Source organism: Pseudomonas sp. 273 (assembly GCF_029201425.1).
GTDB lineage: Bacteria > Pseudomonadota > Gammaproteobacteria > Pseudomonadales > Pseudomonadaceae > Pseudomonas > Pseudomonas delhiensis.
On record NZ_CP116775.1, the window covers coordinates 2,540,606 to 2,561,852 of the forward strand.

Consider the following 21,247-nt stretch of genomic DNA (forward strand, 5'->3'; position numbering starts at 1 on the left):
TTACTGCTTCTCCTGGTAGAGCCGCACGCCCTGGCGATACGGTGCGAGCGGCTGCTGACCGGCCTGGCCGGTGACCGCCGTAGCCGCCCAGCCATTGGCATCGACCTCGACAACCACCTGGACGGGGGCTGGCTCACCCTTCACCAGCAGGCTGGCCAGATAGCGGCGGCGCACCACAGCCTTCTTGAGCGATTCCACCCAGTCCAGACGCACCCACACCTCGGCCGGCCGGCGCAGTGTCTCGGCCGCCAGCAATAGCCACTTCTTCGCCAGTCCGGGTTGCTGGGCGAGCAGCTCACCGTTGGCTGGGCTGATGAACATTTCCTTGCCGACGACCAGGCGCTGGCCGACAACGTCCTGGAAGATCGCCGGCTCGTCCAGGGTAGCCCCGAGCGGCTGCAGGAAGCGTTGCACCGCCGACGTGTCGGTGACGTCCTCGCCCAGGAGCTGGCTCGCCGGTACAGGCCGGGGCGGCGGCAACGGATCCTCCGGCAGCCGGTTCGGCAGGCTCGGTGCGGGCGATGTCGGGCCGCCATCCCGAGGTTGCGGCACGGCGCTGTCCAGCCTGGCCTGGCCCGGCATGTACTCGAAGCCCGGGTCAATGCCTTCCGGGACCTCGACCACACGCGGGCCATCTGGGCTGTTCTGGCCAATGGTGCGGGTCTGCCAGACGATCGGCGGCGCCTCATCCGGGCCGTCCTTGCCCATGCGGCGCAGGTCATCCTCGCTGAGCGCGCGGACGCTGCACTGGCAACCCCAGGCGTTGATCGGGAAGTGGTACTGCCACCAAGGATCGTCCCAGCGCAGGATCAGACCATTCCAGGACTCATGCTCTGGCCGCGGATGCTCGACCGCATCGCTGTGCAAGTACTGCCAGTAGGGACGCTCCTCGCGTACCGCCATCAGCTGCTCCAGGCGGCCGGCCATGTAGCTGCTGCGCATGTTGGTCTCGTAGATCACCCGGCTGCGCCAGTTTCGACCGCCGCGGTAGCTCCAGCCGTACTTGGCGACGATGCGATCGAAGTCCTTGCGGAAGTCCTCCAGGGTAGTGCCGTCGACGATCGCCTTCTCGACGGCCTGGCGGAAGTCCTGCACCAGGTCGTCGCGGTTGGCGCCGGCGACGACGAAGGCATAGTCATGCTCGCGGGTGTAGATGTCCGTCCAGGCATTGGTCGGCAGATTGAGCTTGCGCCGGAAGAACTGGTTCTGCTCGGCGAAGGGCAGTGAGGTCGCCTTAAGCGCCACCGGTGACCTCCTGCAGGATTTCGACGCGGCCCTGGAGCGCAGCGGCAGCCAGGGCCTGGGCCATGGCGTCCGCATACTGCTCCATGCTCATGTTCGGCAGCAGCTGGTCCAGGCCGTCGCGGATCTCGTCCAGGGTGGCGGCGCTCTGCACCAGGGCGCGAATCTGGTCGATCCACTGGTCTGTGGCCGGACGCATCGTGTCGTCCAGCTGGTCGGCGGCGGTCTTCGGCAGGGTGACCTGGGCGGTGGCCACCGCCTGGCCCGGAGCGCTCGCAGCAGGCAGCGCCGGGCGCGTGGTGGGCTCGGCCACGGCCGCGAGTACTTCCTCGCCCTCGGCCGGTTCCGGGATCGCCAGGCGCTGCTGCGCCCAACTGCGTGGAATCTGGAAGCCCATCTTCACCAGCGGCGGCAGCGCAGTCGCGTAGGCACTCAGGTCCTCGGGCTCCTGGACGTCGAATACCAGGCGCGGACAGCGCGCCCAGCTGTCGGCCAGGCCGTTGAGGACGGCGATCGGATAGACCAGGTCGCGGCTGAGCGTCTTGGCCACCAGCTTCGCATCGGCGTCCCGTAGGTCCTTGCGCACCTCGTTGTGGACGTTGCCCAGGGCGTTGGTGCTGGTCTTGCCGTCGGCCTGGCTGGTCAGAGTTCCGCCGAGGATTGCTTTTGACTGGGTGCGCTCGCACCACTCGATCATCAACTGGAAGGCCGCCGGATCGCCCTGGGCGGCGTTGAGGAACTCCAGTTCCATGCCGTTCGGGATGATCCCAGCGGCGTTATGGCCGAGCGCGGCCAGGGCTCGCAGCAGGGTGAGCTTCTCCTTCTCGGTGGCCCCGGTCGGGTATTTGCCCACCCGCATCGGGATGCCGTAGATCTCCAGGAACTCGGCCAGGTCGCCGACGGAGTAGTTCTTGAACAGGTAGGGCCAGACCAGGACACGGAACAGCGCAGCACGCTCCAGGTAACCGCTCTTGGCCTTGTGGATGTGGGTGATCCAGCCGAAAGGCTGCAGCGGCGTACCGTCCAGCGGGCCGCGCAGGCGGATCTCCTGCCGAGTACCCCGCGGCAATTGGAACCAGGACTGGGGCCGGTGGATGATCGCCTTGGGCAGCCAATTGCCGTCGACACGCTCCCAGCCGTCGAACTCCTGGCAGACGAAGGCCTTACCGATAGCGTCGGTGGTGTCGAACACCACCTCCTCGAAGTCGTCCAGGCCCTGCATGAGGCTGAACAGCGCCGCCGCGGCTTCCTTCTCCTTCGCTGTGGCGTTGTCGGGCGGGACGATGTCCCAGTCCAGCTGGGCCACTGCCCTGCGCCGCTTGGACATCTCGGCGTGGATGTGGCCGTCCTTCTCTTCCATGTCCTCGAACAGCTCGTACTGGGCGACGACGTCGCCCATCTCGGCGGCATCGAGGATGGCGGCCAGCTTCGAGGGAGTCAGGCCGCGCGAGGGGTGCCCGGCGACTTCATGGTGGAGGCTGGTCAGGTGGGCGGTCTGGGCTTCCTTCAGGTCGGCATCGCTGATGCTCGCCTGCCCGAAAATGCGCGCGACAGCGGCGCGCAGCGTCTGCATCACCATGCGGAGGGCTCCGGTAGTTCGATGTCGTTGTCGTGGTCCTGGACGTTGTCGAAACCGCGGGTGTGCCGAGGCAGCGCCGTAAAGGCAATCTCACCGCCCTCCATGTAGCTGGCTCGGACGGCCATGACCAGCGAGACGGCGGCATCGCCATGGCGCTTGCCCTTGCCGCCGGCGGACTCCAGATCCTTCGTGCGCCCCTTGTCGATGACCGGGATGCCTTTCTCGACCTTGATCGACAGCAGGTCGTCCAGTTCGGTCTGGTGCCGCGGGATTTCCAGGTTGAAGGCCTCGAACTCGCCCTTCAGCTTCGGCATCCAGAGGGCGTACCAAGCGAGGTTGAGCTGCACCTGGTCAACCATGCCCGCTCCATACTTCAGCGCCGCCTGCTCGGCCAGGTAGCCGCCGTTGCCGGTGGCGTCGAATGCCAGGCCGCTGAGGCGCGGCAGGCGATCGCAGATGTAAAACATGATGTCGCGCTGGGCCTCGTAGGTGAGGTTCCGCAGCTCGACCTGGAACGGCACTCGCTTGCGCAGCGTCGGCGAGATAGCCAGAGGCGTGAAGACGGACAAGTCGCCGCGGCGGGCGAAGTCCTCGCCGAAGGTATGGCGGTTCTGGTCGCTGAGGCGCGCCAGCTCGGGCCGCAGGTTCTCCTCGCACCAGGCCCGCACCTCGGCCTCGCGCATCGCCGGCGTCCAGCTCTCGAAGCCGGCCGGGGCCTCGTAGCGGTAGATGCGGATCGAATGGTCCTGGACCATCGCCTGCTCGATGAGCACGCGCGACAGGTAGGCGCCGCCGGACTTCTTCGGGACGCAGCCGTACTCTTCCTCGGCCGACTCGATGTTGGGGGCGTTCTTGTACAGCCCGTCTCGCCACTTCTTCTCGGCGTCCGGCGACCACTCCTGCCCGGTGACGTAGCAGATCCGCTGGTACAGGCCGTCAGCGATTGCATCGTCAAGGGTGATGCGATGGATGCTGTAGTCCTTGCGGCCTTCGCGCGCGTCCTGGATGTAGGTGTTGAAGGGGTTGTCGACGCCGTTGTGGGTGCTGATCAGGCGGACCTTGTTGCCCCACATGTTGAGGGCCAGCGCCGCCTTGAGCAGCTCTTCCAGGGACTCGTGGAACGCGGCCTCGTCGATCACGACGTCGCCCTGCAGGCCACGCAGGTTGCTCGGGCGGCTGCTCAGCGCCTGGATTTTCCGCCCCGATTTCGGGAAGCGGATCATGTAGGTGAGGATCTCTTCCTTCTTGCCTTCATCCCAGAACGTCTGCTCGTAAACGTCCGCCTCGGCCAGCTCGTTGAAGGCGCGGGCGAACAGCGCGCAGGCGGCAATGTACTCCAGCGCCATCTCCTGCTTGCTGCCGACGTAGAATGTGTGGCATCCGCCACGGCGGCGAGGCTTGGCCGCGTTCATCACGTTGCGCCCAGCCTCGGCCCAGGTCAGGCCGGTACGGCGGGACTTCTCCGCGATCATGATCGGGCTCTGGTCCTCGAACCAGCGCTGCTGGTAGCCAAGGAACACGGGCTCATTCGACGGCTGGGCCTCGGCGATTTCCTGGGGCACGTCGACGCCGAGCAGCTCCATTTCCTCGGCCAGGTCGATCTTGCGCGGAGTGCTGACGGCCTTGAGGTGTTCGCCCAGCTTGTCTGACGTCGCGAGCATGGCCATCAGTGAAGTGCTCCGTCAGGAAGACAGGAAATACCGCCACTGGTGCCGCCGTACAGCCAGCAGGTCACGCCACGCTTGTCGTCATGCCACACCCGGATGTGAGCAGCACCGTTAGCCACCTCCCGGGGTTCCTTCTCATACGTGCAGCCGACCAGTACCGACAGCAGGACAATCAAGATCAGAGTCTTCATCATGCCTTCCCCAGCAGGATGCCGCGGATGCGATTTTCGAGCTGCTCGCTCATGCCGTCGCTGCCGCGCATTTCCTCGAGGCGCTGCTCCTGTTCCTGGAGCAGCTTCTCGCGGGCCTCGCGCTCGATCTGGCGGCGCTCCTCCATGCTGGCCTTGCGCGCCTGCAGGACGTCCTTGGCTGCACGGGCGAGCTTGCGGACGTCCTCGATGTCGACGTCCTCCTCGTTCTGCGCGGCAAACGCGGCATGGGTAGTCAGGGTGGTGATGGATTGCACCAGGAGCGAACCGGCACGCTCGTCGGGGTTCTCACCCAGCTCTTCCACCAGCAGGCTGGCCATCGCCTGCTGCTCTCGCAGACGCCGGGTCATCTCGTCGAAGCTGACCTTATAGCGGCCGATCGCCGAGCGGCTCGGCCTCTCCTTGCCCGGGAAGCGCTCCTGCAGCTGCTCAATCAGCTGGTCCAGGGTGAGGCGGTTCTCGCGCAGGGCGCGCTCAATGAACGAGCGCACGTCCTGGGACAGCTTGTCGATGCTGGACTTGCGACCCATTGTCAGTTCGCTCCCGGACGCTTCACACCGTCGACTCGGGCGCGGCCGGCAGCCACATCGGCGCCGCGCTCGGTCAGCTTGGCCAGCAGCACCGCACCGTCAGCAACGTCATCCAGCTGGACCAGGCGCTGCTCCTCCAGCCAACGCAGCTCACCCTTGACCTGGTCGCGAGTGGGTTCGTGCCCCCACTCTTGCAGCACGGTGTGCAGCACCGAGCTATTGGCGCGGTAGCCGGGCATCTCGGTCAGGATGCGCAGGATCACCAGGCGGCGGTCCTCGCTCAGGTAGTCAGCGTATTTGCTCATCAGGTCCTCGCGTTCAGCAGGTAGTCATTGATCCGGTCGACCGACCGGATCAGGGGATCTAAAGACTTGGCCACCCCGGCCAGCTCGACTTTGATGGCTTTCATGTCGCCGGCCAGATCGGCCAGTTGCTTGCCGTCGGGCATGTGCTCGACGCACTGCTCCAGGACCAGGATCCGGTTGTTCTGGTCCTGGAGGCGCTCCTCCAACTGGTCGGCCTCGACCTTGGAGCTGGAGCGGCGCGCTGCAGCCAGCGAGTAGAGGCCCACCAGGGCGGTGAATACGAACTGGCCGGCACGCAGCGCGAAGTCCCAATCCATCAGTGAGTTTCCTTGTCGTGTACGTCGAGCAACGCGTTCAGATGCGCCAGGTTGGTGAGGGCCCAGGCGCCGTAGTCGCGGGCATGGGCCAGGATGTCAGCCGCGCGGACTCCGCTTTCCAGTAGCTCGGCGTCAGAGCCGGGGGCGGGCCAGGCCGTTTCCTGAGCGCCGGAGGCAGCTCGGCAGGCGTCTGGGGCGGGCAGATCGGCGCCGAGGGCGAGGTTGTAGTCCCGCAGCCAGCCGCAAGTGACAACAAAGCGAGGAGCAGGCACAGCGGCAGCGCCCGGCGCCGGCCGGTATTGAGTCGAGACATGGGCGATACGCTCCGAGAGCTGTTGCTTGAGGGTGGCGATCTGGTCCTGGGCGCCCAGGAAGCGCTCCTCGGCCTGATTTGCACGGGTTACCTGCTGGCGGTACTCCAGCAGGTTGTCCTGAGCGGCCTCGGCACGGTCGGTGGCGTACTGCTCGCGCAGATCGGCCACGGCCTTGTCGCCTTGAGCCTTGGCTGTCGAGTAGCCGAGGTCGAACTGGTGCTCGCCGGAAATCACCAACGTGCCGAGGAACAGGCCTGCGAGCACCAGGGGACCGGCCAAGCGCAGCCAGCTAGGCATGGTGGGCCCTCCGACGCTTGAACTGGCGGGCCTTCCGCTTGGCCTTGGCTACACCGCTCTTGCCGTGGCGCTCGCGCGGCACCGGCGAGCAGTACAGCTCCGGCGCTGGCAGGAAGTCCCGCGAGGCAGCGAACAGGCGCTCGATCATTGCAGGCGAGACGTGGGTGATCTCGCCGGTGAGGTGAAGCGTGATGCGGGAGGACAGTCTCATAGGGTGTACCTCTCGGCGCAGACACCAGCACCCCATTCGTTATAGAGGCGCTCGTAGCGAAGCAGGATCAGTCGGGGATAGTCGCGGTTCTCCTTGAACGCGGCGGCGGAGCGACCTGCGTTGAATCGCTCGACACCGCCGAACCAGGCCAGCTGATCGGCGCCGGATGCCGATGCCAGTCTGCGGTCGCGGTTTACCCACCCCTGGCCGCCGTTGTATGCGGCCAGGACGAATCCCCAGCGATGGCAGTCGCTGGTGGCCTGGTTACGGGCGTAGAGGTAGCGGTCGTAGGTCACCAGGGCGCGGAGCGCCCAACCTGGATTGAGCGGCTGGTTCGCGCCCAGGGCCGCCGGATACAGGCCGGAGATCCATTCGGCGGTGCCAGGCATGAACTGGGAGAGGCCGAGGGCTCCGACCGGCGAGCGCGCATCCGCTCGCCAGCGGCTTTCCTGGTGGACCTGCGCCGCAAGCGTGGCAACGGGTGCATCCAGGCCCCATTCGGCATGAGCAGCTCGCACCAGGACGCGGCGGTACTGCTCTGCCTGGGCAGGAACTCGATCCGCCGTGGCGGCATGGCATTGGCCAGAGAAGAACCCGCCCCAGGACAGCAGAGCGAGGGCTGCTGCCACCCTGAATAGGGTTCGTGACGCCGATACGGGGATGGTCTTGCCATGCTCAACGGCAGCGGCACCAACAGCGAGACCAGCGAGAAGAAGCCAGATGATCTGCGGGGCCCCCATGATCAGAGCCCCAGCGTCATGCCGAGTACGATGGCGCCGACGATCACTGCGCGCCGGAGCCAGGCGCCGACGATGTGGATGCCACCGATGCACTCGTGCGGCCGGGATTCGACGGTGAACAGAGCACGGTCGGCCCAGTAGCCGATCACTACGGCGCAGGTGACCAGGCTGGTCTTGTAGAGCACGACCTGGAGCTGTTCCGGGCGGATCGCGTGGAGCGCGAGGAACAGGCACAGGGTGATGAGCGCCATCACCGTCTGGCGAGGACCGCGGCGATAGATGGGCTTATGGCGGGGTTGGGGCATGGTGCTCTCCGCGTGGATGGCCATCCTTGGCCTGGGTGAAGGTCCTTCCTGCAGAAGCAGGCAGAACGATCATCCCCACGCGAGAGCGGAATGTATTTTGGAACGGGCGAAAACAAGAAGGGCGCCGAGAGCTCCTACAGCGCTAAGGCTTCCAATCCTTTGGATTCCGGCGGCGGGCACCATGGTGAAGGGGGCCCTGGAGATCTTTGATCAAGGAATCAAGCTTCGCGTACATAGGAGTACCAAGTAGCTCTTCTCGATGCTCGGCCATGAAGTCTCGTACTTTGTTGTATGCATGCCATGCATCCTTCATGACCTGCTCCATTTCATGGCTTCGCATATAGAATTCTTCGACGAGTCTTGGGTGAATCAATGCCCCAGGTTCTCGCAGTAGCTTGTGGTTTGCCCTTGTAAGGTCAATCAACTCCTCCAGCACGCTACTGATCTCGTCAGGAATAAGTTTGTGCTGTGGTTCTGGCTCCGTCGGTGCATTAGCAATGCCATTCAATTGGCTCTCCAGCTCCGGCCACCAGGTGGCGAATGCCTTTTCGAGCCGAACAGGATCCAGGGAATGCTCCGGTAGCGCACTGTTGACGGACTGCATCAACTTCAGCACATCGTCTTTCTCGAAGACTGTTGCTTGGAACTGGACCAGTGGACCTTTTAGCTCTGACTTTTTCAGTCTGAATAGCACAGGACTGACGCGGCTTTTATCGACGCTCTTCCCAAGAGCGCCAGCCTCGAAGTTGATCCACGGAGCATTCACGTTGTCCGGCGTTAGGCAGATAATGCCGTAGCTAGACGAGTCGAGTTCCCCGGCAATATCAGACGACCATCGTGCCCCTTTGTCGATGTCCTCTGACGATACATACGGCTCGATGCTCTGGATCACCGAAGGCAGCCAGTCCCTCAAGATTTTCGCGATTGTATGACTGGTCGGCCCCGACCAACTGAGAAAAACCTTCATTCAATACTCCGCCTCAACGCTCTTATGAGTCACTGCCCCATGATCTCCCGATACCGCCGCTGGTACTCCTCGTAGGGCAGCTGCTGTCGATTTAGCTCGTCTATCTGCTCTTCAACCGATCTAGCCGTAGCAACAGCAGGCTGGCGCTGAGGGCTGACTGTCGACGTCGCGCTAGGCCTGGCTGCGGGACCGATGGCATTCAGGATCGCTGCCTCGAATTGCCCTTTCGAGTTGCACTCTACCTGACTGCTTGAGTAGTCGAGGCTGTTGTAACGAGTTTCGACAAAGCGGCTATTCACCGTGACGACCTGCTGGTTGCCAACTGGTTGTACCAGGATGTTCACCGAGGCAAATCGAGCTATAGGCTTCAAGATACCGGGCGAACCGCAATCCGCTTGCCGCTCGTCAAACCGGAGCGCCTCCACGTAGATCACACCAGAGTCCTTGGCGATCTCTTTTAGTGGCGTATTCGACTTGGCCAACAGCGCAATCAGGCGCGCCCAGACTTGGTCATAACTGGCGTCGTAGGTGCGGCTTCGGGTTACGTCGTAATGCTTCGGAGCAGAGGCACAACCTGTCAATGCCAATACCCCCATCAACGCCATAGCGATACGAACATCTTTGTTCATCGAGCGCTCCCTTCTTCGTGTTGGCTTGTAGTTGTTGGTATGGGCCAGGCGCTCCTCCCCAGGATTGCCTACCCCTAATCATCATTGGCCGCCTTTGCGGTCCTTCTTCGCACTGTCCCTGTGCGCCAAAGCACTCGCTGTGCTCTCTACCGCTCGTCGCCCCTCTTCGTCCGAACCCCGGTAGTTGGCGAGCAGCGCTCGCTCACGAGAGTTCAGCTGCGGAGGCGCTGTTGATCCCGCCCCTTCAGCACTAGATGGGCCTCCCGTCAGCAACCAGCCGGGGTCCACACCGAAATGCTGATGCAGCGAGAGCAATGAGGCCCCATCAGGAAGCGCCTCATTCGCCTCCCAGCGAGTAACCGTTTTGCGGTTAACGCCAAGGCGCTCTGCAAATTCACCAACCCCAAGATCGCCGCGAACCTTGCGGAGTCGTTCTCCGATTGTTTGAGACATAAATGTCGCTTGACCATGGGACGTTAATGTCCCAATATTCACCACACACCACAGCGATTACCCACGTCTAGCCACGAAGGAAAACGCCATGAACCCTGCTATCCAGCGCCTGCAGGATCTTCTTGACCAAGAGCTGCAGAACGCCATTGCCAGCGATCGCCCTGTCGACTATCGCCAGGTCTTCCTGGATCAACTGAACCAGGCAGCCCTGAGCGATTCCGACTGGATCGCCCTTTCTCTTTCCCTACTGCTTGCCGCTGACCGAAACACCCGCAGCAGCGAGCACGCCGTCACCGTAGCGCTTCCTCTCCCGCAAGACCCGGGCTCAGGCCTGAGCCTCAAGCGCGCCGCGGAACTCCTGCGGAAAACCAACCCGCTTCGCCAGCACTAACCAATTTCCGCAATTTACCACACGAGGACCGCCATGAAAGGCAACCGGAAAACCCCGAGCGCGGCCCCGCTGCCGTATCCGCAGACGCCCACTAGCGCCAACGAGTGGTTTATCCGTCACGGCGTCTGCAAAACCCACTGGGCTCGCGACATGGGCCTCGACCGCATGACCGTGGTTGACCTGCTCCGCGGCCGCCTCAAGGGCCTCCGCGGCGACGCCCACAAGGCCGCCGTGGCCCTGGGCCTGAAGGCCAACCCGGACACCGCCCACCGCGCCGCATGAGGATCTCCGCCATGTCGCAGATTCCCACCGAATACATTGACCTCATCCCGCACCCGCTGGACGCCTGGCGCGCAGCCCTGGACGCGGTGATCGCCTGCGCCCCTGGCGATGCCGTCGATGTCGCCTGGCACCTGGCCGACGCGCAGGTCCAGGTACAGCTGTCGCTCGATCGCAGCCCGGCGAGCGCCGGTGTCCGCCAACTGATCGATCGACTGATGCTGATCACGGCCGGGCGCCTTATGGGCGAGCAACTCCAGGCCTCTACCAGCGCCACTGAGCCCCTGGTCCGTAAGGTAACCCCTCGGCTCACGGTGGTGGTGAACGGCGTGGACCGCGACGTGTCGGCGTTGGCCGGCGTTCTGGTCGGGGACATCATCCGCCTCGATCCGAACAACCTGCCTCCAGTGCTCAATCTGGATCAGGGCTTTTCCCCGACTGGATTTGCCTTTCGATCTCCTCGCGACCAAGCCCCTGTGCATGCAGGTAGTTCCGCAGTAGCTGGTCAGCCAGGTACTCCATCTGCTCCAGGACAACGGGGTGCGGCGAATCCAGATCCTCGGCGCGACGTCGAATCCGCGCCTGCAGCAGCTGGCCATCCAGCAGCCCCTGCTGATTCAGCGCCGCGCCCAGCACCAGGAACGCCTGACCAAGTCCATCCATCCGTGCTGCCAGCGCCTCAACGTACCGATCGGTCATGACCATGTCCTCGCTTGTGAATGTGCATGAACAGGCTGGCCGATGGATGCAGCCGCTGCCAACTGATGGATCGAGAGAATTTTCGGACGCCGGCTTGGCGTCCCTGGGGAGTGCCTTCCAATGAGCCGTCGCAATTGGAAAACCTGGGTTCCGCGGTCACCGGTTGAAGCCATCCGCGGTTGCGTTGATGCGGCCCGCGAGCAACGTGGCCGCAGCATGGACCACCTGTCATTCGACTACCTGGCCCTGAACAACGGCTCCAGCCTCTACAAGTGGCAAGCCGACGGCCGCCTCCCTTTGAGCCTGGTCCTACCGCTGGAGCATGCCTGCGGCCAGCCGCTGATCACCCGGTACCTGGCTGCTGCCCACGGGAAGCTGCTGGTGGACATCCCCACCGGCCGCAGCAGCTCGCCCGAGGACATGCAGCGCCTGCAGCAGGTCCTGCACGACGCCGCCGGCGCGCTGATGGCCTTCTACAACAGCCGCCAGAGCGCCCATCAGACGCTGGAGGCGATCCGCGCCGGCCTGGAGTCCCTGGCCTGGCACCACGGCAACGTCATCCAGCACGACCACCCGCAACTCGATCTCGGGAGTACTCACGATGAGTAAGCCGATCAATACCCAGGCATTGCTGCGCCGTTTGGACGAGCAGGCCTATGAGCAGCTCTGCGCCGAGGCTGCACGCCTTGCCGAAGAGAACGAGCACCTGCGCACCGAGCTGACCCGCATGGAGGAATGTGCTGAAGGGTGGTGCAACGAGGCTCAGCATCTCCACCAGCAACTGGCGGAAGCCACCGGTGGCCAGGCCGCTATCACCCAATCCGGCGCCCTGGTCGTCATCCCGATGGAGCGTTGCGCATGAGTACTGTCAATCGCCCCTCCAGCAGCGCTGCACGCGTCCTGCGCGTGCTCAAAGCGCTGCGCGGCCACACCCTGCGTGGCCTTTCCAACACCGAGTTGGCCCAGGCCCTGGGCGAGAGCCCGGCCAACATCACACGGTACATGGACCTGCTGATCGAGGAGGGCTTCGCCACCCGACTCGACACCGGTCGCTTCGCGCCGAGCATCGCGCTGTTGCAGATCGCCCAGGCCCACGCCAACGAGATGGCCTCGGCCCAGCAGCGCATCAACGAGATCAACCAACGTGTGCTGGCGGGAGCCAGCCTCTGACCATAGGAGTAGGACATGGGACGCAAAGCTCAGCCGGCCGCTGAACTGGTGCAAGACGCACCGCTGAACAACGAGGCTCTGGCTCTGGTGCAGAACGCCACCGCCCTGGCTTCGGACATGGGGGAAGAACGCGACCTGGTGAACCAACTGCTGGGCCAGGCGCAGATGGCAGATGCCTTCGCCAAATTTTCCGTGACGGTCACGACTTCTAAACTCGCATTCGTTAAGGAAAACAAGCTGTACCGGGCTCTCAAGGGGCAGAAAAGTCGTGACGGTCACGACTTTCTGTCAGGTACCTGGCAAGAGTTCTGCAGCCTCCTTGGTCGCTCCGTAGAACAGGTAGATGAGGACATCCGGAACCTTCGCCAATTCGGCGAAGAAGCCCTGGAATCCATGTCCCGCATGGGCATCGGCTACCGCGAGCTGCGCCAATGGCGCCGCCTGCCGGAAGACGCCCGCAGCGCACTGATCGAGGCGGCGAAGCAGGGCAACAAGGAAGCGGTGGAGTACCTGGCCGAGGAACTGATCGCCACCCACGCCAAGGAGAAGTCCGCCCTGGAGAAGCAGGTCGAGAACCTGCAGGCGGACAACGAGGCCCTGGGCGAGCGCATTGCACGCAAGTCTCGCGAACTGGATGACACCGCCCATGAGCTGGAGAAGACCAGGCGGCGCATCCAGACCATGAAGGCCGACGAGGCCGAGAAGGCCCTGCGCGAGGAGGTCACTGCGGCGCACTTCGAAGCCGAGGTCGCGCTTTCCAGCACGTTGCGCCAAGCCTTCACGGTCCTGGCCGAACACTCCGAGCAGACCGGCAGCGACCACCGCCCGTTCCAGGCCAACCTGGTGCGCCAGCTGGAAATGCTCCTTCTGCGTATCCGTGAAGAGTTCCAGCTTCCCGAGGGCAGCGCCACGGAAGGTCTTGCTGGGTACGCCTGGCTGCACCAGGAAGGCAACGCCTTGGCGACCGAGCACCCTGAGGGCTAAGCCATGAGCGCCGCTATCATCCAAGCCCTGATCAGCCTGGAGCGCAAGCTGCACAATGCCGAACGCGGCCAGCGCACTGAGCTTATCCGCGACACGGCGCAGCGGCTCGGCATGTCCCTGTCCACCCTGTACCGCAAACTGAAGGAGGTCGCAGTGAAGGATGCCTCCCGCAAGCGCCGTAGCGATGCCGGCATTAGCGTGCTCAGTCGCGACGATGCCCTGACCATCAGCAGCGCCATGATGGAAACTGCGCGCCACAATGAAAAGCGCCTCTACAGCCTGAAGGATGCCGTCAACGCTCTGCGGGCCAGCGGCATGATCCGCGCGGATGTCATCGACGAGCGCACGGGCGAGATCCGTCCGCTGTCCATCAGCGCTATCGGCAGGGCGCTCTACAGCTACGGGGTTCACCCTGAGCAGTTGCTCCAGCCGGCGCCGGTAACTGAGCTGGCCAGCCGCCATCCGAACCATGTCTGGCAGATCGACGCTTCGCTGTGCGTCCTCTACTACCTCAAGCCCGGCGCCGATCCCAAGGCCAACGGCCTGCGCGTGATGGATCACGACCAGTTCTACAAGAACAAGCCGAAGAACCTGGCTCGCATCGCCGCCAACCGCGTCTGGTCCTACGAGATCACCGACCACACCAGTGGCTGGATCTACGTGAAATACGTGATGGGCGCCGAGAGTGGCGAAAACCTGTGCGACGTCCTGATCGACGCCATGCAGGAGCGCGGCGGCAACGACATTCTGCATGGCGTGCCCACGATCCTGATGATGGACCCGGGCTCGGCCAACACCTCGGCCATGGCGCGGAACCTCTGCCGGGCGCTGCGCATCCGCACCATCGTCCACAAGCCTGGCGCAGCCCGCGTTACCGGGCAGGTGGAGAACGCCCGGAACATCATTGAACGCAAGTTCGAAGCGGCGCTTCGCTATCAACCGGTCGCCGACCTGGACGAGCTGAATGCCGCAGCCAAGATCTGGCGCGAATGGTTCAACGCAGCGGAGGTTCATTCGCGGCTCGGCGTGACTCGCTCTGCCGCCTGGATGCGCATCCGCGAGCACCAGCTGGTGAAAGCCCCCGGCGTCGACGTATGCCGCCAGTTGGCGATCGCAGAGCCCGAGAGCCGCAAGGTCACCAGCAAGCTGCGCGTTAGCTTCCAGGGCACGGAATACGACGTGTCCGTCATCCCCTGCGTCATGGTCGGCGAGCAGGTGCTGGTGACGCGCAACCCCTGGCAGAGCGATGCCGCCCAGGTCGTGAGCATCGGCGAGGACGGTTACGAAATCTTCCATGTCATCCCGGCCGTCCAGAGGGACGAGAACGGCTTCGACGTGCGCTCGCCGATCATCGGCGAGGCCTTCCGGCAGCACGCGGAGACGCCTGCACAGAAGGCTCGCAAGGAAGCGGCAAGGCTGGCCATGGGCGCTGAGACCGAAGCCGACGAGCAGGCGGCACGCAAGGCCAAGGCCATTCCCTTCGGCGGCAAGCTCAAGCCCTTCCAGCACATCGAAGACGCCCAGTTGCCGACCTTCATGCCGCGCAAGGGCAGCGAGCTGCAGCTCAACGTGACGGTGGCCACCGTCGAGATCAAGCCCATGAGCCACGCGGCGGCCGCCAAGGCCTTGCGCGCGCGCATGGGCTCCGCCTGGACCGCTGAGTCGATGGCCTGGCTCAAGTCCAACTACCCCGATGGCGTACATGAGGACCAGCTCGACGCCATCGTCCAGCAGCTGCAGGTCCCGGTTCGTCCCGGCCTGCGCATCGTGGGAGGTAATTCGTAATGCTGAAGCTCAAGGAAGTGCTGGCCAGCGTCGGCAAGCCCCAGACCGATCTGGCGCGAGCGGTCGAGCTGAGCCCGGCGGCGATCGCCCAACTGATCAACTACGGCCAATGGCCGAAGTCGCTGGACCAGCAGCAGCTGGCCTGGCGCATCACCGAATACCTGATGGGCCAAGGCGCGCAGTTCGACGACGTGCGTCAGGCCTTCGAAAAAGTGGAGCCCCGGCGCGCCAACGCCGAGGCCCCTGCAACCCCCGAAAACGATCAGGAAACCGAGGAGTGCGACCCCATGCTAATGCCGAAACAGCCCCTGCTGCCAGCAACCAAGCAGGCATTCGAGCTGTACATCGACCCCTTCGACGAGTTGCGCGCGGCCGAAGACATGTACGTCACCCAAGACATGCGCTATGTCCGCGAGGCCATGCACGTCACCGCGCGCCACGATGGTTTCCTCGCAGTGATTGGCGAGTCGGGCGCAGGGAAGTCGGGCCTGCGCAAGGACCTGGAGCAGCGTCTGGCGCGGGAAGGCTCGCCGATCATCGTCATCAAGCCGCATGTCCTGGGCTCCGAAGACAGCGAGGTCAAGGGCAAACCCATGAAGTCCCTGCATATCGCGGAGGCGATCATGACGGCGATCGCACCGCTGGAAACGCCGAAGTCCAGCCCCCAGGCGCGCTTTACCCAGGTTGAAACGGCGCTGAAAGCCAGCAACTCCGCTGGCCAGCGCCATCTGCTGATCATCGAAGAGGCCCACAGCCTGTCGATTCCGCTGCTCAAGCACCTGAAGCGGTACCGCGAGCTGGAGGACGGCTTCACCAAGCTGATCTCCATCATCCTGATCGGCCAGCCCGAGTTGGCGGTGAAGCTTTCGCCCCGCAATGCCGAGGTGCGCGAGGTCGCCCAGCGCATCGAGATCACCTGGCTGCGCCCCCTGCCGGTCAACCAGGTAGAAGCGCACCTGGTGCACCGCCTGGGCCGAGCCAACAAGAAGCTCGGCGACGTCATGGAAGACGGTGCCGTGCAGGCGCTGATCGAGCGCCTGAGCACCAGTGGCAAGGACAAGACCAGCCAACTCTACCCGCTGGCCATCGCCAACCTGGTCCGGGCAGCCATGAACCTGGCCGTACAGATCGGCGAGCCTCGCGTCACCGCTGACGTAGTTCGGGAGGTGGTCTGACATGGGCACCGTTCACCACCTACAGCCCCAACAGCAGCCGGCCGCGCCTGAGCTGCACTGCCTGACCGCGGAGTTCGCTAAGCATCTCGCTGCATTCAACGCCATGACCCGCGCGCTCCGCGAAGCGGGCATCGAGATCAAGGCTTTGGTCGAGAAGGACAACCGCATCTACATCCGCGCCGAGGACTCCGACCTGATCAAGTCCAACTTCCTCTCGGAGATCCGCGGGATGCGCTATCGCGTCGAGGGCAAGCACACACACAACGTCGTGACGATCCGCGGCGTCGACGTGGCCTGGCTGACGCCGATCAAGGAGCAGGACCAATGAGCGGAGTCATCACCCACGCCTACACCCCGTGGCTGAACGTCGACGCCATGAGCGAGCAGGAGTGCCGCGAGGCCCTGAAGGATCTCCTGCAGGAAGCCTTCGCGAAGGACCAGCAACTGATCGAACTGAAGACCGGCTCCCACAAGCTGAACGACATGCTGGTGAAGCTCCTCGACCTGTTCATCTCCGAAAACTACTCGAAGCTGCACGCCGAAATGAAGCCGATGGCTGAGTACCTGCAGGAGCAACGCGCGGCCAAGGCCGCAAGGAAGGTGCACTGATGAACAACGTACCTGTATCAGCTCGTGACCTTGCCATCCGTCTCAAGACCGTGGCCAGGGAACTGGAAGTCGATCCGGCAGAGGTAGATCTGGCCGTGATGATCAACGGCTTGCGCTTCCCCCTGACGCGCAAGTCCTTCCAGGTGGATGAATACGGCACGCTGGAGATCAGTCTGGCCGAGAGTGATTCCGACATTCCGGGCCTCAAGCAGATTCAAGCGCTGGTGATCGAGCGCCTGCGCCAGATCCGCGACGAGGGCTTCAGCGAGCAGCACGACGACGCGCACGATCGTGGCGAGCTGGCGATCGCGGCCGCCTGCTACGCGGAGGAAGCTTTCTGTCAGCTGCGTGATCCCGATCGCTTGCCGGAAATCAGCGAGATCGTGCCCCAGCTCTGGCCTTGGGAACCGTCCTGGTGGAGACCCAGCCTCGACGCGCGCCGCAACCTGGTGAAGGCCGGCGCACTCATCCTGGCGGCGATCGGTGTGATCGACCGCGCCAACGAAATCGAACTGAAGGAACCGAGCCATGGCTGAGACCAAACAAACCCCATCCATCGCTGTCCCGGCCGGCTTCGTCATGAACGCCGCGGGCCACCTGGTGCCCGAGCACCAGGTGCGAGAGCACGACAAGCTGCGCGACCAGGTTGCCCGCGATCTGGTCGAGGAGGCCTTGCATATCCATGACGCGCCGGCCCGGTTCAAGGCTCGTTCCCTGGAAGACATCGCAGACCTGATCCGCATTTCCGGCGACAAGTACGGCGTAACGCTCGGCGGGAAGAAGGGCAACGTCTCCATCCTCACCTACGACGGCCGCTACAAGATCGAGCGCGCACATGCGGATCGCATTGTCTTCACCGAGGAGATCCTGGCAGCCAAGGAACTGATCGACCAGTGCATCCGCACCTGGAGCGAGGGCGCCAACGATCACCTGCGGGTACTGGTAGACCGTGCGTTCCGGGCCAACCGCCAGGGGCAGATCAAGACCAACGACGTACTCAGCCTGCTCCGCGTCGAGATCGATGATCCCAACTGGAAGCGCGCCATGCAGGCCCTGCGCGACTCCATCCAGGTCAACGGCCAGGCCGTGTACATCCGCATTTTCCAACGCGATGGCATGACCGACCGCTATCTGCCGATCAGCCTGAACATCGCAGGGGTGTGACATGGAACCGAAAATCACGATCGAGGACATCATGGAGCAGGCTCAAGTCTACGCCAGCGCCTGGGCTCTGGTTGACGGCGCGTTCGACAGTGGCGACCTGCTTCTAGCGGCCGCCGGAGAGAAGGCTCACCTGCAGATACTGCTGGAGGAGTTCACGGACCAGGTCTTCGCCGGCGCCGGTCCGGAGAATATGCAGGAGATCGCCGAGGGGCTGGTTTCCTGGCACCAGCACCGGATGAAGCAGCTCAAGACCGTACTCGACCTGCCGGCCGACACGGAAATCATGATCGGTAGCGGCGACGACAAGATCGCCCTGACGGGTGATGTAAGGAAGGGTTTCAGGATGGGGATGACGGTCGCTCGGGATTTGTTCGAGAACTTCCCCCTGCAGGTCACCAGCAACGAACCGGCTGAGGAGGAGTGACATGGCGAACCTGAAGCGTTTCACCCTGAAAGACGACTGGAAGGACTGGGACATCGTCCTGGAAGTCGACCTGGACCAACTCACCAGCGAGCGCGCCACCCTGATCAACGAGTTCTGGTCCGGTGATGACGACCGCCTCGACGACGCTGACGGCGATGCCGTGCGTGCTGTCATCAAACTTGCTGCGGAACGCCTGGTGTACGCGCTACTGGAACGTGGCGGCGGCGTCATCCGTGATGGAGAGCAGTCGAAAATCTGGACACTGGATTACCTGCACGACCAGGAGGGCTGGGGTGGCGCCGAGGAGGGAGGCCTCTTTGGCTGGTGCGGGATTCGCCTGGTCAGAGCCGACGTCCAGGTTGAACTCGACCTTGAGTTCCAGGAGGGCTGACATGGCTACCAACGTCGAGCTGGTCACCCAGCTGATGGAATACTCGCGCAGTGGGCCGCTGATGCACGTCATGGTCCTGCAGGCTCTGGACCAATTCAGCAAAGGCGTACTGGCTTCCGCGCCGGGGAGCCTGGGAGGCCTTGTTTCCGAAGAGGCCTGGCGGGGGTGCGCCCAGGAAATCCAAGGCGCTCTCGTTGCCCACTGGGGAGAGCGCTGATATGGAGCGCTATCACAAGACCGCCGGGGATCCGCCCCGGCGCGACATCGACGGCAAGCGCCAGGAGGCCGAAGAGCTTGGCTCGCTGGTCGAGCAGTTCCTGGCCGACGGCGGGCAGATCGAGCAGGTCGGCTACCGGATGCGCGAGAAGCCGGACACATTCGTGATCAACCCGATGAACACGCCGGTCTATAACGGCGCACTGGCCGCGGAGCAGCCCATCAGGGCCAAACCCACGGCGCCGCGCGCTGCTGCAGCTGTTCCGAAGCCGCTGCAACCGACGCCGGCTCCCCGGATGCTGCCCCTCGATCCAGGTCTCGACAAGAAAGCCTGGCTGATCGGCATGCTCAAGACCCAGGCTCTGATCGCGGAGCAGACCTTCAAGCTGGCCCGCGAGCTGGGCATCGGCAACGCTGAACTGCGACGCCTAGGTCGCCGGCACGGCCTTCCGGAGGTGCTCTATGGCGCTCGCTAAGGGGCTGCTCAGCAAGATCCACATTGCCCGGCAGCAGGTGGAGATGGACGAGGACGTGTATCGCCAGAAGCTCCAGGATATGTTCGGCAAGAAGTCGGCGAAGGACCTGAGCCTTCGCCAGGCCGAGCGGCTCCTAGAGGAGTTCAAGCGCTTGGGCTGGAAACCTAAGCCCAGCAAGCGAGCGGCCGGGAAGCCGCACAACTTCAGCAAGCTCCCGGCCGAGATCGAGGTCATCGAAGCCCAGTTGACCGAAATGCGGCTCCCCTGGAGCTACGCGGACAAGATCGCCAAGCAGATGTTCGGCGTTGCAAAGGTCGCCTGGCTGGCCAAAAAGCCTGACCAGGTCAAAGCAGTCCTGGCCGCGCTGCACGTCGAGCAAGAGAAGCGACATCTGCTGGCTGAGGTGGATCGCCTCTGTCAACGCCTGGGTATCGAGCATCCAGAACAGGCCGCTGGATTGGATCAGCTACCGAAAGGCTGGCAGCGGCAGCGTCCAATTCTCAAGGCTCTGGTGGATGCCCTGAATGCCGCATTTGAAGCAAAGGAGGGCCGCTGATGGAGCTGCAGTGCCCATGCTGCGGCGAGCAATTCCCGTTCGAGGCGGGCTTCGCTGATGCAGACGGGAAGCAGCTGACCGCTCAGTTCGCCGGCATGGACCCGAAACTGGGGCGTGCCGTGCCGGGCTACCTCCGCTTGTTCAGCCCGCGCAGCCGCGGGCTGCGCACCACCAAAGCGATCCGCTTGGTGGCAGATCTGGTCCAACTGATAGATGCAGGGCAGGTCCAGCGGGACACACGGACGGCGGAGTTCAAACCGGCTCCGCCTTGGCTGTGGGTTGCAGGGATCGAGCAGATGCTGGCGCAGCGCGAGCGGCTCCAGTTGCCGCTGGAGAACCACAACTATCTGCGGGCTGTGGTGTGGGGCCTGGCCAGCGATCCAGCGCAGGCTCAGGCGGAGCTTCCGCGGAAAGCACGAAGCGGAGGCCTTACCCCGCAAGGGATCTACCAGGACCAGGTCGGACGAATCCGCTCGGACATGCTGCTCGGCCTGATATCTAAAGAGGATGGAGAGCGCCAGATCGCGGCGCTGAAGGGGGAGTATGAAGCAGGGTTCGATTCTGGCGGAGAACCGTCACGAGTTGCTGGAGGACATTGCAGCGCACACGATGACGATTCTTGCTGAGCATGGCATTGCGACTGATCTGGCCGAGCAGGTTGGACATGCCCTTGCAGATCACATCGCCAACCAGTGGCGGGGCACCACTCTTTATATCCCCTCCGACTATCGCCACCAGATCACCAAGCGGGATCTGCAGATCTTGGCCGAGTTCAATGGCCGTAACCATCATGCGCTGGCGCGGAAATACGGCTTGGTCCCTAGCACCATCTATAAGCTGTTGAAGCGCACCCAAGATCGAAAATTTGAGCGAGACCAAGGTAAACTGGACCTGGGCGACGGCCTGCCCTGACGGGCCGTCGCCATTTTCATCCTTGGTAACTCTTTTCCATTTTCCATCCCGCTAAATCCCTTTCCCTTCCTCTATATCCCGCAATTATCTCGCTTTACCCTTCTGGTTTATCTCAGTCCCTCTCAAGCGAGCTTGCTCGCGAACCCTGGCTCCGCTCCCCCTCCCTAACCCTCCCCCGCAAGCGGGAGAGGGGACCGTTCGGCGTGAGGCGGAATCACGAAGCTCCCGGGTTCCCCGTAGGGCGCATAACG

Annotated in this window: 33 protein-coding genes; 19 read left to right on the top strand and 14 right to left on the bottom strand. The window is 63.7% G+C overall.

What is annotated here, in order from left to right:
* From PKO50_RS12025 to PKO50_RS12085, 13 genes are all read right to left on the bottom strand, one after another.
* Positions 1-1,245: a PBECR2 nuclease fold domain-containing protein gene (locus tag PKO50_RS12025; RefSeq protein WP_275629816.1), complete on the bottom strand. Its 1,245-nt coding sequence runs from the start codon at positions 1,243-1,245 to the stop codon at positions 1-3.
* Positions 1,235-2,821: a DUF935 domain-containing protein gene (locus PKO50_RS12030; RefSeq protein ID WP_275629817.1), complete on the bottom strand. Its 1,587-nt coding sequence runs from the start codon at positions 2,819-2,821 to the stop codon at positions 1,235-1,237. Before PKO50_RS12030 ends, PKO50_RS12025 begins: the two co-directional genes overlap by 11 nt.
* A complete protein-coding gene (locus PKO50_RS12035; RefSeq protein WP_275629818.1) occupies positions 2,815-4,488 on the bottom strand; it encodes a hypothetical protein in 1,674 nt (557 codons plus the stop codon). Before PKO50_RS12035 ends, PKO50_RS12030 begins: the two co-directional genes overlap by 7 nt.
* A complete protein-coding gene (locus PKO50_RS12040) occupies positions 4,488-4,679 on the bottom strand; it encodes a hypothetical protein (RefSeq protein ID WP_275629819.1) in 192 nt (63 codons plus the stop codon). Before PKO50_RS12040 ends, PKO50_RS12035 begins: the two co-directional genes overlap by 1 nt.
* Positions 4,679-5,227 (bottom strand): phage protein Gp27 family protein, encoded by a 549-nt coding sequence (locus PKO50_RS12045; RefSeq protein ID WP_275629820.1) that lies wholly within the window; start codon positions 5,225-5,227, stop codon positions 4,679-4,681. Before PKO50_RS12045 ends, PKO50_RS12040 begins: the two co-directional genes overlap by 1 nt.
* A gap of 2 nt (positions 5,228-5,229) precedes the next feature.
* Entirely contained in the window at positions 5,230-5,532 is a 303-nt protein-coding gene (locus PKO50_RS12050) for an ArsR family transcriptional regulator (RefSeq protein ID WP_275629821.1), read from the bottom strand.
* The gene (locus PKO50_RS12055) at positions 5,532-5,849 is read right to left on the bottom strand and encodes a DUF2730 family protein (RefSeq protein ID WP_275629822.1); all 318 of its coding nucleotides are present in this window, start codon (positions 5,847-5,849) and stop codon (positions 5,532-5,534) included. The genes PKO50_RS12050 and PKO50_RS12055 overlap by 1 nt, the downstream gene beginning before the upstream one ends.
* Positions 5,849-6,460, bottom strand: coding sequence for a lysis protein (locus PKO50_RS12060; RefSeq protein WP_275629823.1), 612 nt, complete (start codon positions 6,458-6,460; stop codon positions 5,849-5,851). The genes PKO50_RS12055 and PKO50_RS12060 overlap by 1 nt, the downstream gene beginning before the upstream one ends.
* Entirely contained in the window at positions 6,453-6,671 is a 219-nt protein-coding gene (locus PKO50_RS12065) for a hypothetical protein (protein WP_275629824.1), read from the bottom strand. Before PKO50_RS12065 ends, PKO50_RS12060 begins: the two co-directional genes overlap by 8 nt.
* Entirely contained in the window at positions 6,668-7,411 is a 744-nt protein-coding gene (locus PKO50_RS12070) for a transglycosylase SLT domain-containing protein (protein WP_275629825.1), read from the bottom strand. Before PKO50_RS12070 ends, PKO50_RS12065 begins: the two co-directional genes overlap by 4 nt.
* Positions 7,412-7,413: 2 nt before the next feature.
* A complete protein-coding gene (locus PKO50_RS12075) occupies positions 7,414-7,716 on the bottom strand; it encodes a putative holin (RefSeq protein WP_275629826.1) in 303 nt (100 codons plus the stop codon).
* Between the two features lie 142 nt (positions 7,717-7,858).
* Positions 7,859-8,683 carry a TIR domain-containing protein gene (locus tag PKO50_RS12080; protein WP_275629827.1) on the bottom strand — a complete coding sequence of 275 codons (825 nt, stop codon included), beginning with the start codon at positions 8,681-8,683 and terminating at the stop codon, positions 7,859-7,861.
* A gap of 29 nt (positions 8,684-8,712) precedes the next feature.
* Positions 8,713-9,312: a hypothetical protein gene (locus PKO50_RS12085; RefSeq protein ID WP_275629828.1), complete on the bottom strand. Its 600-nt coding sequence runs from the start codon at positions 9,310-9,312 to the stop codon at positions 8,713-8,715.
* A gap of 541 nt (positions 9,313-9,853) precedes the next feature.
* Here PKO50_RS12085 and PKO50_RS12090 point away from each other — a divergent pair.
* Positions 9,854-10,156 (top strand): hypothetical protein, encoded by a 303-nt coding sequence (locus tag PKO50_RS12090; RefSeq protein ID WP_275629829.1) that lies wholly within the window; start codon positions 9,854-9,856, stop codon positions 10,154-10,156.
* Between the two features lie 33 nt (positions 10,157-10,189).
* Entirely contained in the window at positions 10,190-10,438 is a 249-nt protein-coding gene (locus PKO50_RS12095; protein WP_169887547.1) for a DNA-binding protein, read from the top strand.
* Positions 10,439-10,846: 408 nt separating this feature from the next.
* Here PKO50_RS12095 and PKO50_RS12100 read toward each other — a convergent pair whose 3' ends face one another.
* Positions 10,847-11,134, bottom strand: a complete 288-nt coding sequence (locus PKO50_RS12100) for a hypothetical protein (RefSeq protein ID WP_275629830.1) — start codon at positions 11,132-11,134, stop codon at positions 10,847-10,849.
* Between the two features lie 216 nt (positions 11,135-11,350).
* On the opposite strand from PKO50_RS12100, the gene PKO50_RS12105 reads away from it, so the two are divergent.
* From PKO50_RS12105 to PKO50_RS12185, 17 genes are all read left to right on the top strand, one after another.
* Positions 11,351-11,743, top strand: a complete 393-nt coding sequence (locus PKO50_RS12105; protein WP_275629831.1) for a hypothetical protein — start codon at positions 11,351-11,353, stop codon at positions 11,741-11,743.
* Entirely contained in the window at positions 11,736-11,996 is a 261-nt protein-coding gene (locus PKO50_RS12110; protein ID WP_275629832.1) for a hypothetical protein, read from the top strand. Before PKO50_RS12105 ends, PKO50_RS12110 begins: the two co-directional genes overlap by 8 nt.
* Positions 11,993-12,304: a helix-turn-helix domain-containing protein gene (locus PKO50_RS12115; protein ID WP_275629833.1), complete on the top strand. Its 312-nt coding sequence runs from the start codon at positions 11,993-11,995 to the stop codon at positions 12,302-12,304. The genes PKO50_RS12110 and PKO50_RS12115 overlap by 4 nt, the downstream gene beginning before the upstream one ends.
* Positions 12,305-12,421: 117 nt before the next feature.
* The gene (locus PKO50_RS12120) at positions 12,422-13,288 is read left to right on the top strand and encodes a hypothetical protein (protein ID WP_275630467.1); all 867 of its coding nucleotides are present in this window, start codon (positions 12,422-12,424) and stop codon (positions 13,286-13,288) included.
* A gap of 3 nt (positions 13,289-13,291) precedes the next feature.
* The gene (locus tag PKO50_RS12125; RefSeq protein ID WP_275629834.1) at positions 13,292-15,073 is read left to right on the top strand and encodes a DDE-type integrase/transposase/recombinase; all 1,782 of its coding nucleotides are present in this window, start codon (positions 13,292-13,294) and stop codon (positions 15,071-15,073) included.
* Positions 15,073-16,248, top strand: coding sequence for an AAA family ATPase (locus tag PKO50_RS12130; RefSeq protein WP_275629835.1), 1,176 nt, complete (start codon positions 15,073-15,075; stop codon positions 16,246-16,248). Before PKO50_RS12125 ends, PKO50_RS12130 begins: the two co-directional genes overlap by 1 nt.
* A 1-nt stretch (position 16,249) precedes the next feature.
* Positions 16,250-16,576 carry a hypothetical protein gene (locus tag PKO50_RS12135; protein ID WP_275629836.1) on the top strand — a complete coding sequence of 109 codons (327 nt, stop codon included), beginning with the start codon at positions 16,250-16,252 and terminating at the stop codon, positions 16,574-16,576.
* Complete coding sequence (locus PKO50_RS12140) at positions 16,573-16,857, top strand: hypothetical protein (protein WP_275629837.1); 285 nt, start codon at positions 16,573-16,575, stop codon at positions 16,855-16,857. The genes PKO50_RS12135 and PKO50_RS12140 overlap by 4 nt, the downstream gene beginning before the upstream one ends.
* On the top strand, positions 16,857-17,393 hold the full coding sequence (locus PKO50_RS12145) for a hypothetical protein (RefSeq protein ID WP_275629838.1): 537 nt from the start codon (positions 16,857-16,859) through the stop codon (positions 17,391-17,393). Before PKO50_RS12140 ends, PKO50_RS12145 begins: the two co-directional genes overlap by 1 nt.
* A complete protein-coding gene (locus PKO50_RS12150; RefSeq protein ID WP_275629839.1) occupies positions 17,386-18,021 on the top strand; it encodes a DUF3164 family protein in 636 nt (211 codons plus the stop codon). The genes PKO50_RS12145 and PKO50_RS12150 overlap by 8 nt, the downstream gene beginning before the upstream one ends.
* Before the next feature lies 1 nt (position 18,022).
* Entirely contained in the window at positions 18,023-18,445 is a 423-nt protein-coding gene (locus PKO50_RS12155) for a host nuclease inhibitor protein (RefSeq protein ID WP_275629840.1), read from the top strand.
* A gap of 1 nt (position 18,446) precedes the next feature.
* A complete protein-coding gene (locus PKO50_RS12160) occupies positions 18,447-18,836 on the top strand; it encodes a DUF2528 family protein (protein WP_275629841.1) in 390 nt (129 codons plus the stop codon).
* 1 nt (position 18,837) lies between these two features.
* Positions 18,838-19,053, top strand: a complete 216-nt coding sequence (locus PKO50_RS12165; protein WP_275629842.1) for a hypothetical protein — start codon at positions 18,838-18,840, stop codon at positions 19,051-19,053.
* Position 19,054: 1 nt separating this feature from the next.
* Complete coding sequence (locus PKO50_RS12170) at positions 19,055-19,528, top strand: hypothetical protein (RefSeq protein ID WP_275629843.1); 474 nt, start codon at positions 19,055-19,057, stop codon at positions 19,526-19,528.
* The gene (locus PKO50_RS12175) at positions 19,515-20,084 is read left to right on the top strand and encodes a regulatory protein GemA (RefSeq protein ID WP_275629844.1); all 570 of its coding nucleotides are present in this window, start codon (positions 19,515-19,517) and stop codon (positions 20,082-20,084) included. The genes PKO50_RS12170 and PKO50_RS12175 overlap by 14 nt, the downstream gene beginning before the upstream one ends.
* Positions 20,084-20,710 (top strand): hypothetical protein, encoded by a 627-nt coding sequence (locus PKO50_RS12180; protein WP_275629845.1) that lies wholly within the window; start codon positions 20,084-20,086, stop codon positions 20,708-20,710. The genes PKO50_RS12175 and PKO50_RS12180 overlap by 1 nt, the downstream gene beginning before the upstream one ends.
* Entirely contained in the window at positions 20,694-20,996 is a 303-nt protein-coding gene (locus PKO50_RS12185) for a Mor transcription activator family protein (protein WP_275629846.1), read from the top strand. Before PKO50_RS12180 ends, PKO50_RS12185 begins: the two co-directional genes overlap by 17 nt.
* Positions 20,997-21,247 lie beyond the last annotated feature (251 nt).

Bases quoted from the DNA above. Each gene is read 5' to 3' on its own strand.
- PKO50_RS12030 (WP_275629817.1), bottom strand. From the start codon at position 2,821: ATGGTGATGCAGACGCTGCGCGCCGCTGTCGCGCGCATTTTCGGGCAG.
- PKO50_RS12035 (WP_275629818.1), bottom strand. From the start codon at position 4,488: ATGGCCATGCTCGCGACGTCAGACAAGCTGGGCGAACACCTCAAGGCC.
- PKO50_RS12040 (WP_275629819.1), bottom strand. From the start codon at position 4,679: ATGAAGACTCTGATCTTGATTGTCCTGCTGTCGGTACTGGTCGGCTGC.
- PKO50_RS12045 (WP_275629820.1), bottom strand. From the start codon at position 5,227: ATGGGTCGCAAGTCCAGCATCGACAAGCTGTCCCAGGACGTGCGCTCG.
- PKO50_RS12050 (WP_275629821.1), bottom strand. From the start codon at position 5,532: ATGAGCAAATACGCTGACTACCTGAGCGAGGACCGCCGCCTGGTGATC.
- PKO50_RS12055 (WP_275629822.1), bottom strand. From the start codon at position 5,849: ATGGATTGGGACTTCGCGCTGCGTGCCGGCCAGTTCGTATTCACCGCC.
- PKO50_RS12060 (WP_275629823.1), bottom strand. From the start codon at position 6,460: ATGCCTAGCTGGCTGCGCTTGGCCGGTCCCCTGGTGCTCGCAGGCCTG.
- PKO50_RS12065 (WP_275629824.1), bottom strand. From the start codon at position 6,671: ATGAGACTGTCCTCCCGCATCACGCTTCACCTCACCGGCGAGATCACC.
- PKO50_RS12070 (WP_275629825.1), bottom strand. From the start codon at position 7,411: ATGGGGGCCCCGCAGATCATCTGGCTTCTTCTCGCTGGTCTCGCTGTT.
- PKO50_RS12075 (WP_275629826.1), bottom strand. From the start codon at position 7,716: ATGCCCCAACCCCGCCATAAGCCCATCTATCGCCGCGGTCCTCGCCAG.
- PKO50_RS12080 (WP_275629827.1), bottom strand. From the start codon at position 8,683: ATGAAGGTTTTTCTCAGTTGGTCGGGGCCGACCAGTCATACAATCGCG.
- PKO50_RS12085 (WP_275629828.1), bottom strand. From the start codon at position 9,312: ATGAACAAAGATGTTCGTATCGCTATGGCGTTGATGGGGGTATTGGCA.
- PKO50_RS12090 (WP_275629829.1), top strand. From the start codon at position 9,854: ATGAACCCTGCTATCCAGCGCCTGCAGGATCTTCTTGACCAAGAGCTG.
- PKO50_RS12095 (WP_169887547.1), top strand. From the start codon at position 10,190: ATGAAAGGCAACCGGAAAACCCCGAGCGCGGCCCCGCTGCCGTATCCG.
- PKO50_RS12100 (WP_275629830.1), bottom strand. From the start codon at position 11,134: ATGACCGATCGGTACGTTGAGGCGCTGGCAGCACGGATGGATGGACTT.
- PKO50_RS12105 (WP_275629831.1), top strand. From the start codon at position 11,351: ATGGACCACCTGTCATTCGACTACCTGGCCCTGAACAACGGCTCCAGC.
- PKO50_RS12110 (WP_275629832.1), top strand. From the start codon at position 11,736: ATGAGTAAGCCGATCAATACCCAGGCATTGCTGCGCCGTTTGGACGAG.
- PKO50_RS12115 (WP_275629833.1), top strand. From the start codon at position 11,993: ATGAGTACTGTCAATCGCCCCTCCAGCAGCGCTGCACGCGTCCTGCGC.
- PKO50_RS12120 (WP_275630467.1), top strand. From the start codon at position 12,422: ATGGGGGAAGAACGCGACCTGGTGAACCAACTGCTGGGCCAGGCGCAG.
- PKO50_RS12125 (WP_275629834.1), top strand. From the start codon at position 13,292: ATGAGCGCCGCTATCATCCAAGCCCTGATCAGCCTGGAGCGCAAGCTG.
- PKO50_RS12130 (WP_275629835.1), top strand. From the start codon at position 15,073: ATGCTGAAGCTCAAGGAAGTGCTGGCCAGCGTCGGCAAGCCCCAGACC.
- PKO50_RS12135 (WP_275629836.1), top strand. From the start codon at position 16,250: ATGGGCACCGTTCACCACCTACAGCCCCAACAGCAGCCGGCCGCGCCT.
- PKO50_RS12140 (WP_275629837.1), top strand. From the start codon at position 16,573: ATGAGCGGAGTCATCACCCACGCCTACACCCCGTGGCTGAACGTCGAC.
- PKO50_RS12145 (WP_275629838.1), top strand. From the start codon at position 16,857: ATGAACAACGTACCTGTATCAGCTCGTGACCTTGCCATCCGTCTCAAG.
- PKO50_RS12150 (WP_275629839.1), top strand. From the start codon at position 17,386: ATGGCTGAGACCAAACAAACCCCATCCATCGCTGTCCCGGCCGGCTTC.
- PKO50_RS12155 (WP_275629840.1), top strand. From the start codon at position 18,023: ATGGAACCGAAAATCACGATCGAGGACATCATGGAGCAGGCTCAAGTC.
- PKO50_RS12160 (WP_275629841.1), top strand. From the start codon at position 18,447: ATGGCGAACCTGAAGCGTTTCACCCTGAAAGACGACTGGAAGGACTGG.
- PKO50_RS12165 (WP_275629842.1), top strand. From the start codon at position 18,838: ATGGCTACCAACGTCGAGCTGGTCACCCAGCTGATGGAATACTCGCGC.
- PKO50_RS12170 (WP_275629843.1), top strand. From the start codon at position 19,055: ATGGAGCGCTATCACAAGACCGCCGGGGATCCGCCCCGGCGCGACATC.
- PKO50_RS12175 (WP_275629844.1), top strand. From the start codon at position 19,515: ATGGCGCTCGCTAAGGGGCTGCTCAGCAAGATCCACATTGCCCGGCAG.
- PKO50_RS12180 (WP_275629845.1), top strand. From the start codon at position 20,084: ATGGAGCTGCAGTGCCCATGCTGCGGCGAGCAATTCCCGTTCGAGGCG.
- PKO50_RS12185 (WP_275629846.1), top strand. From the start codon at position 20,694: ATGACGATTCTTGCTGAGCATGGCATTGCGACTGATCTGGCCGAGCAG.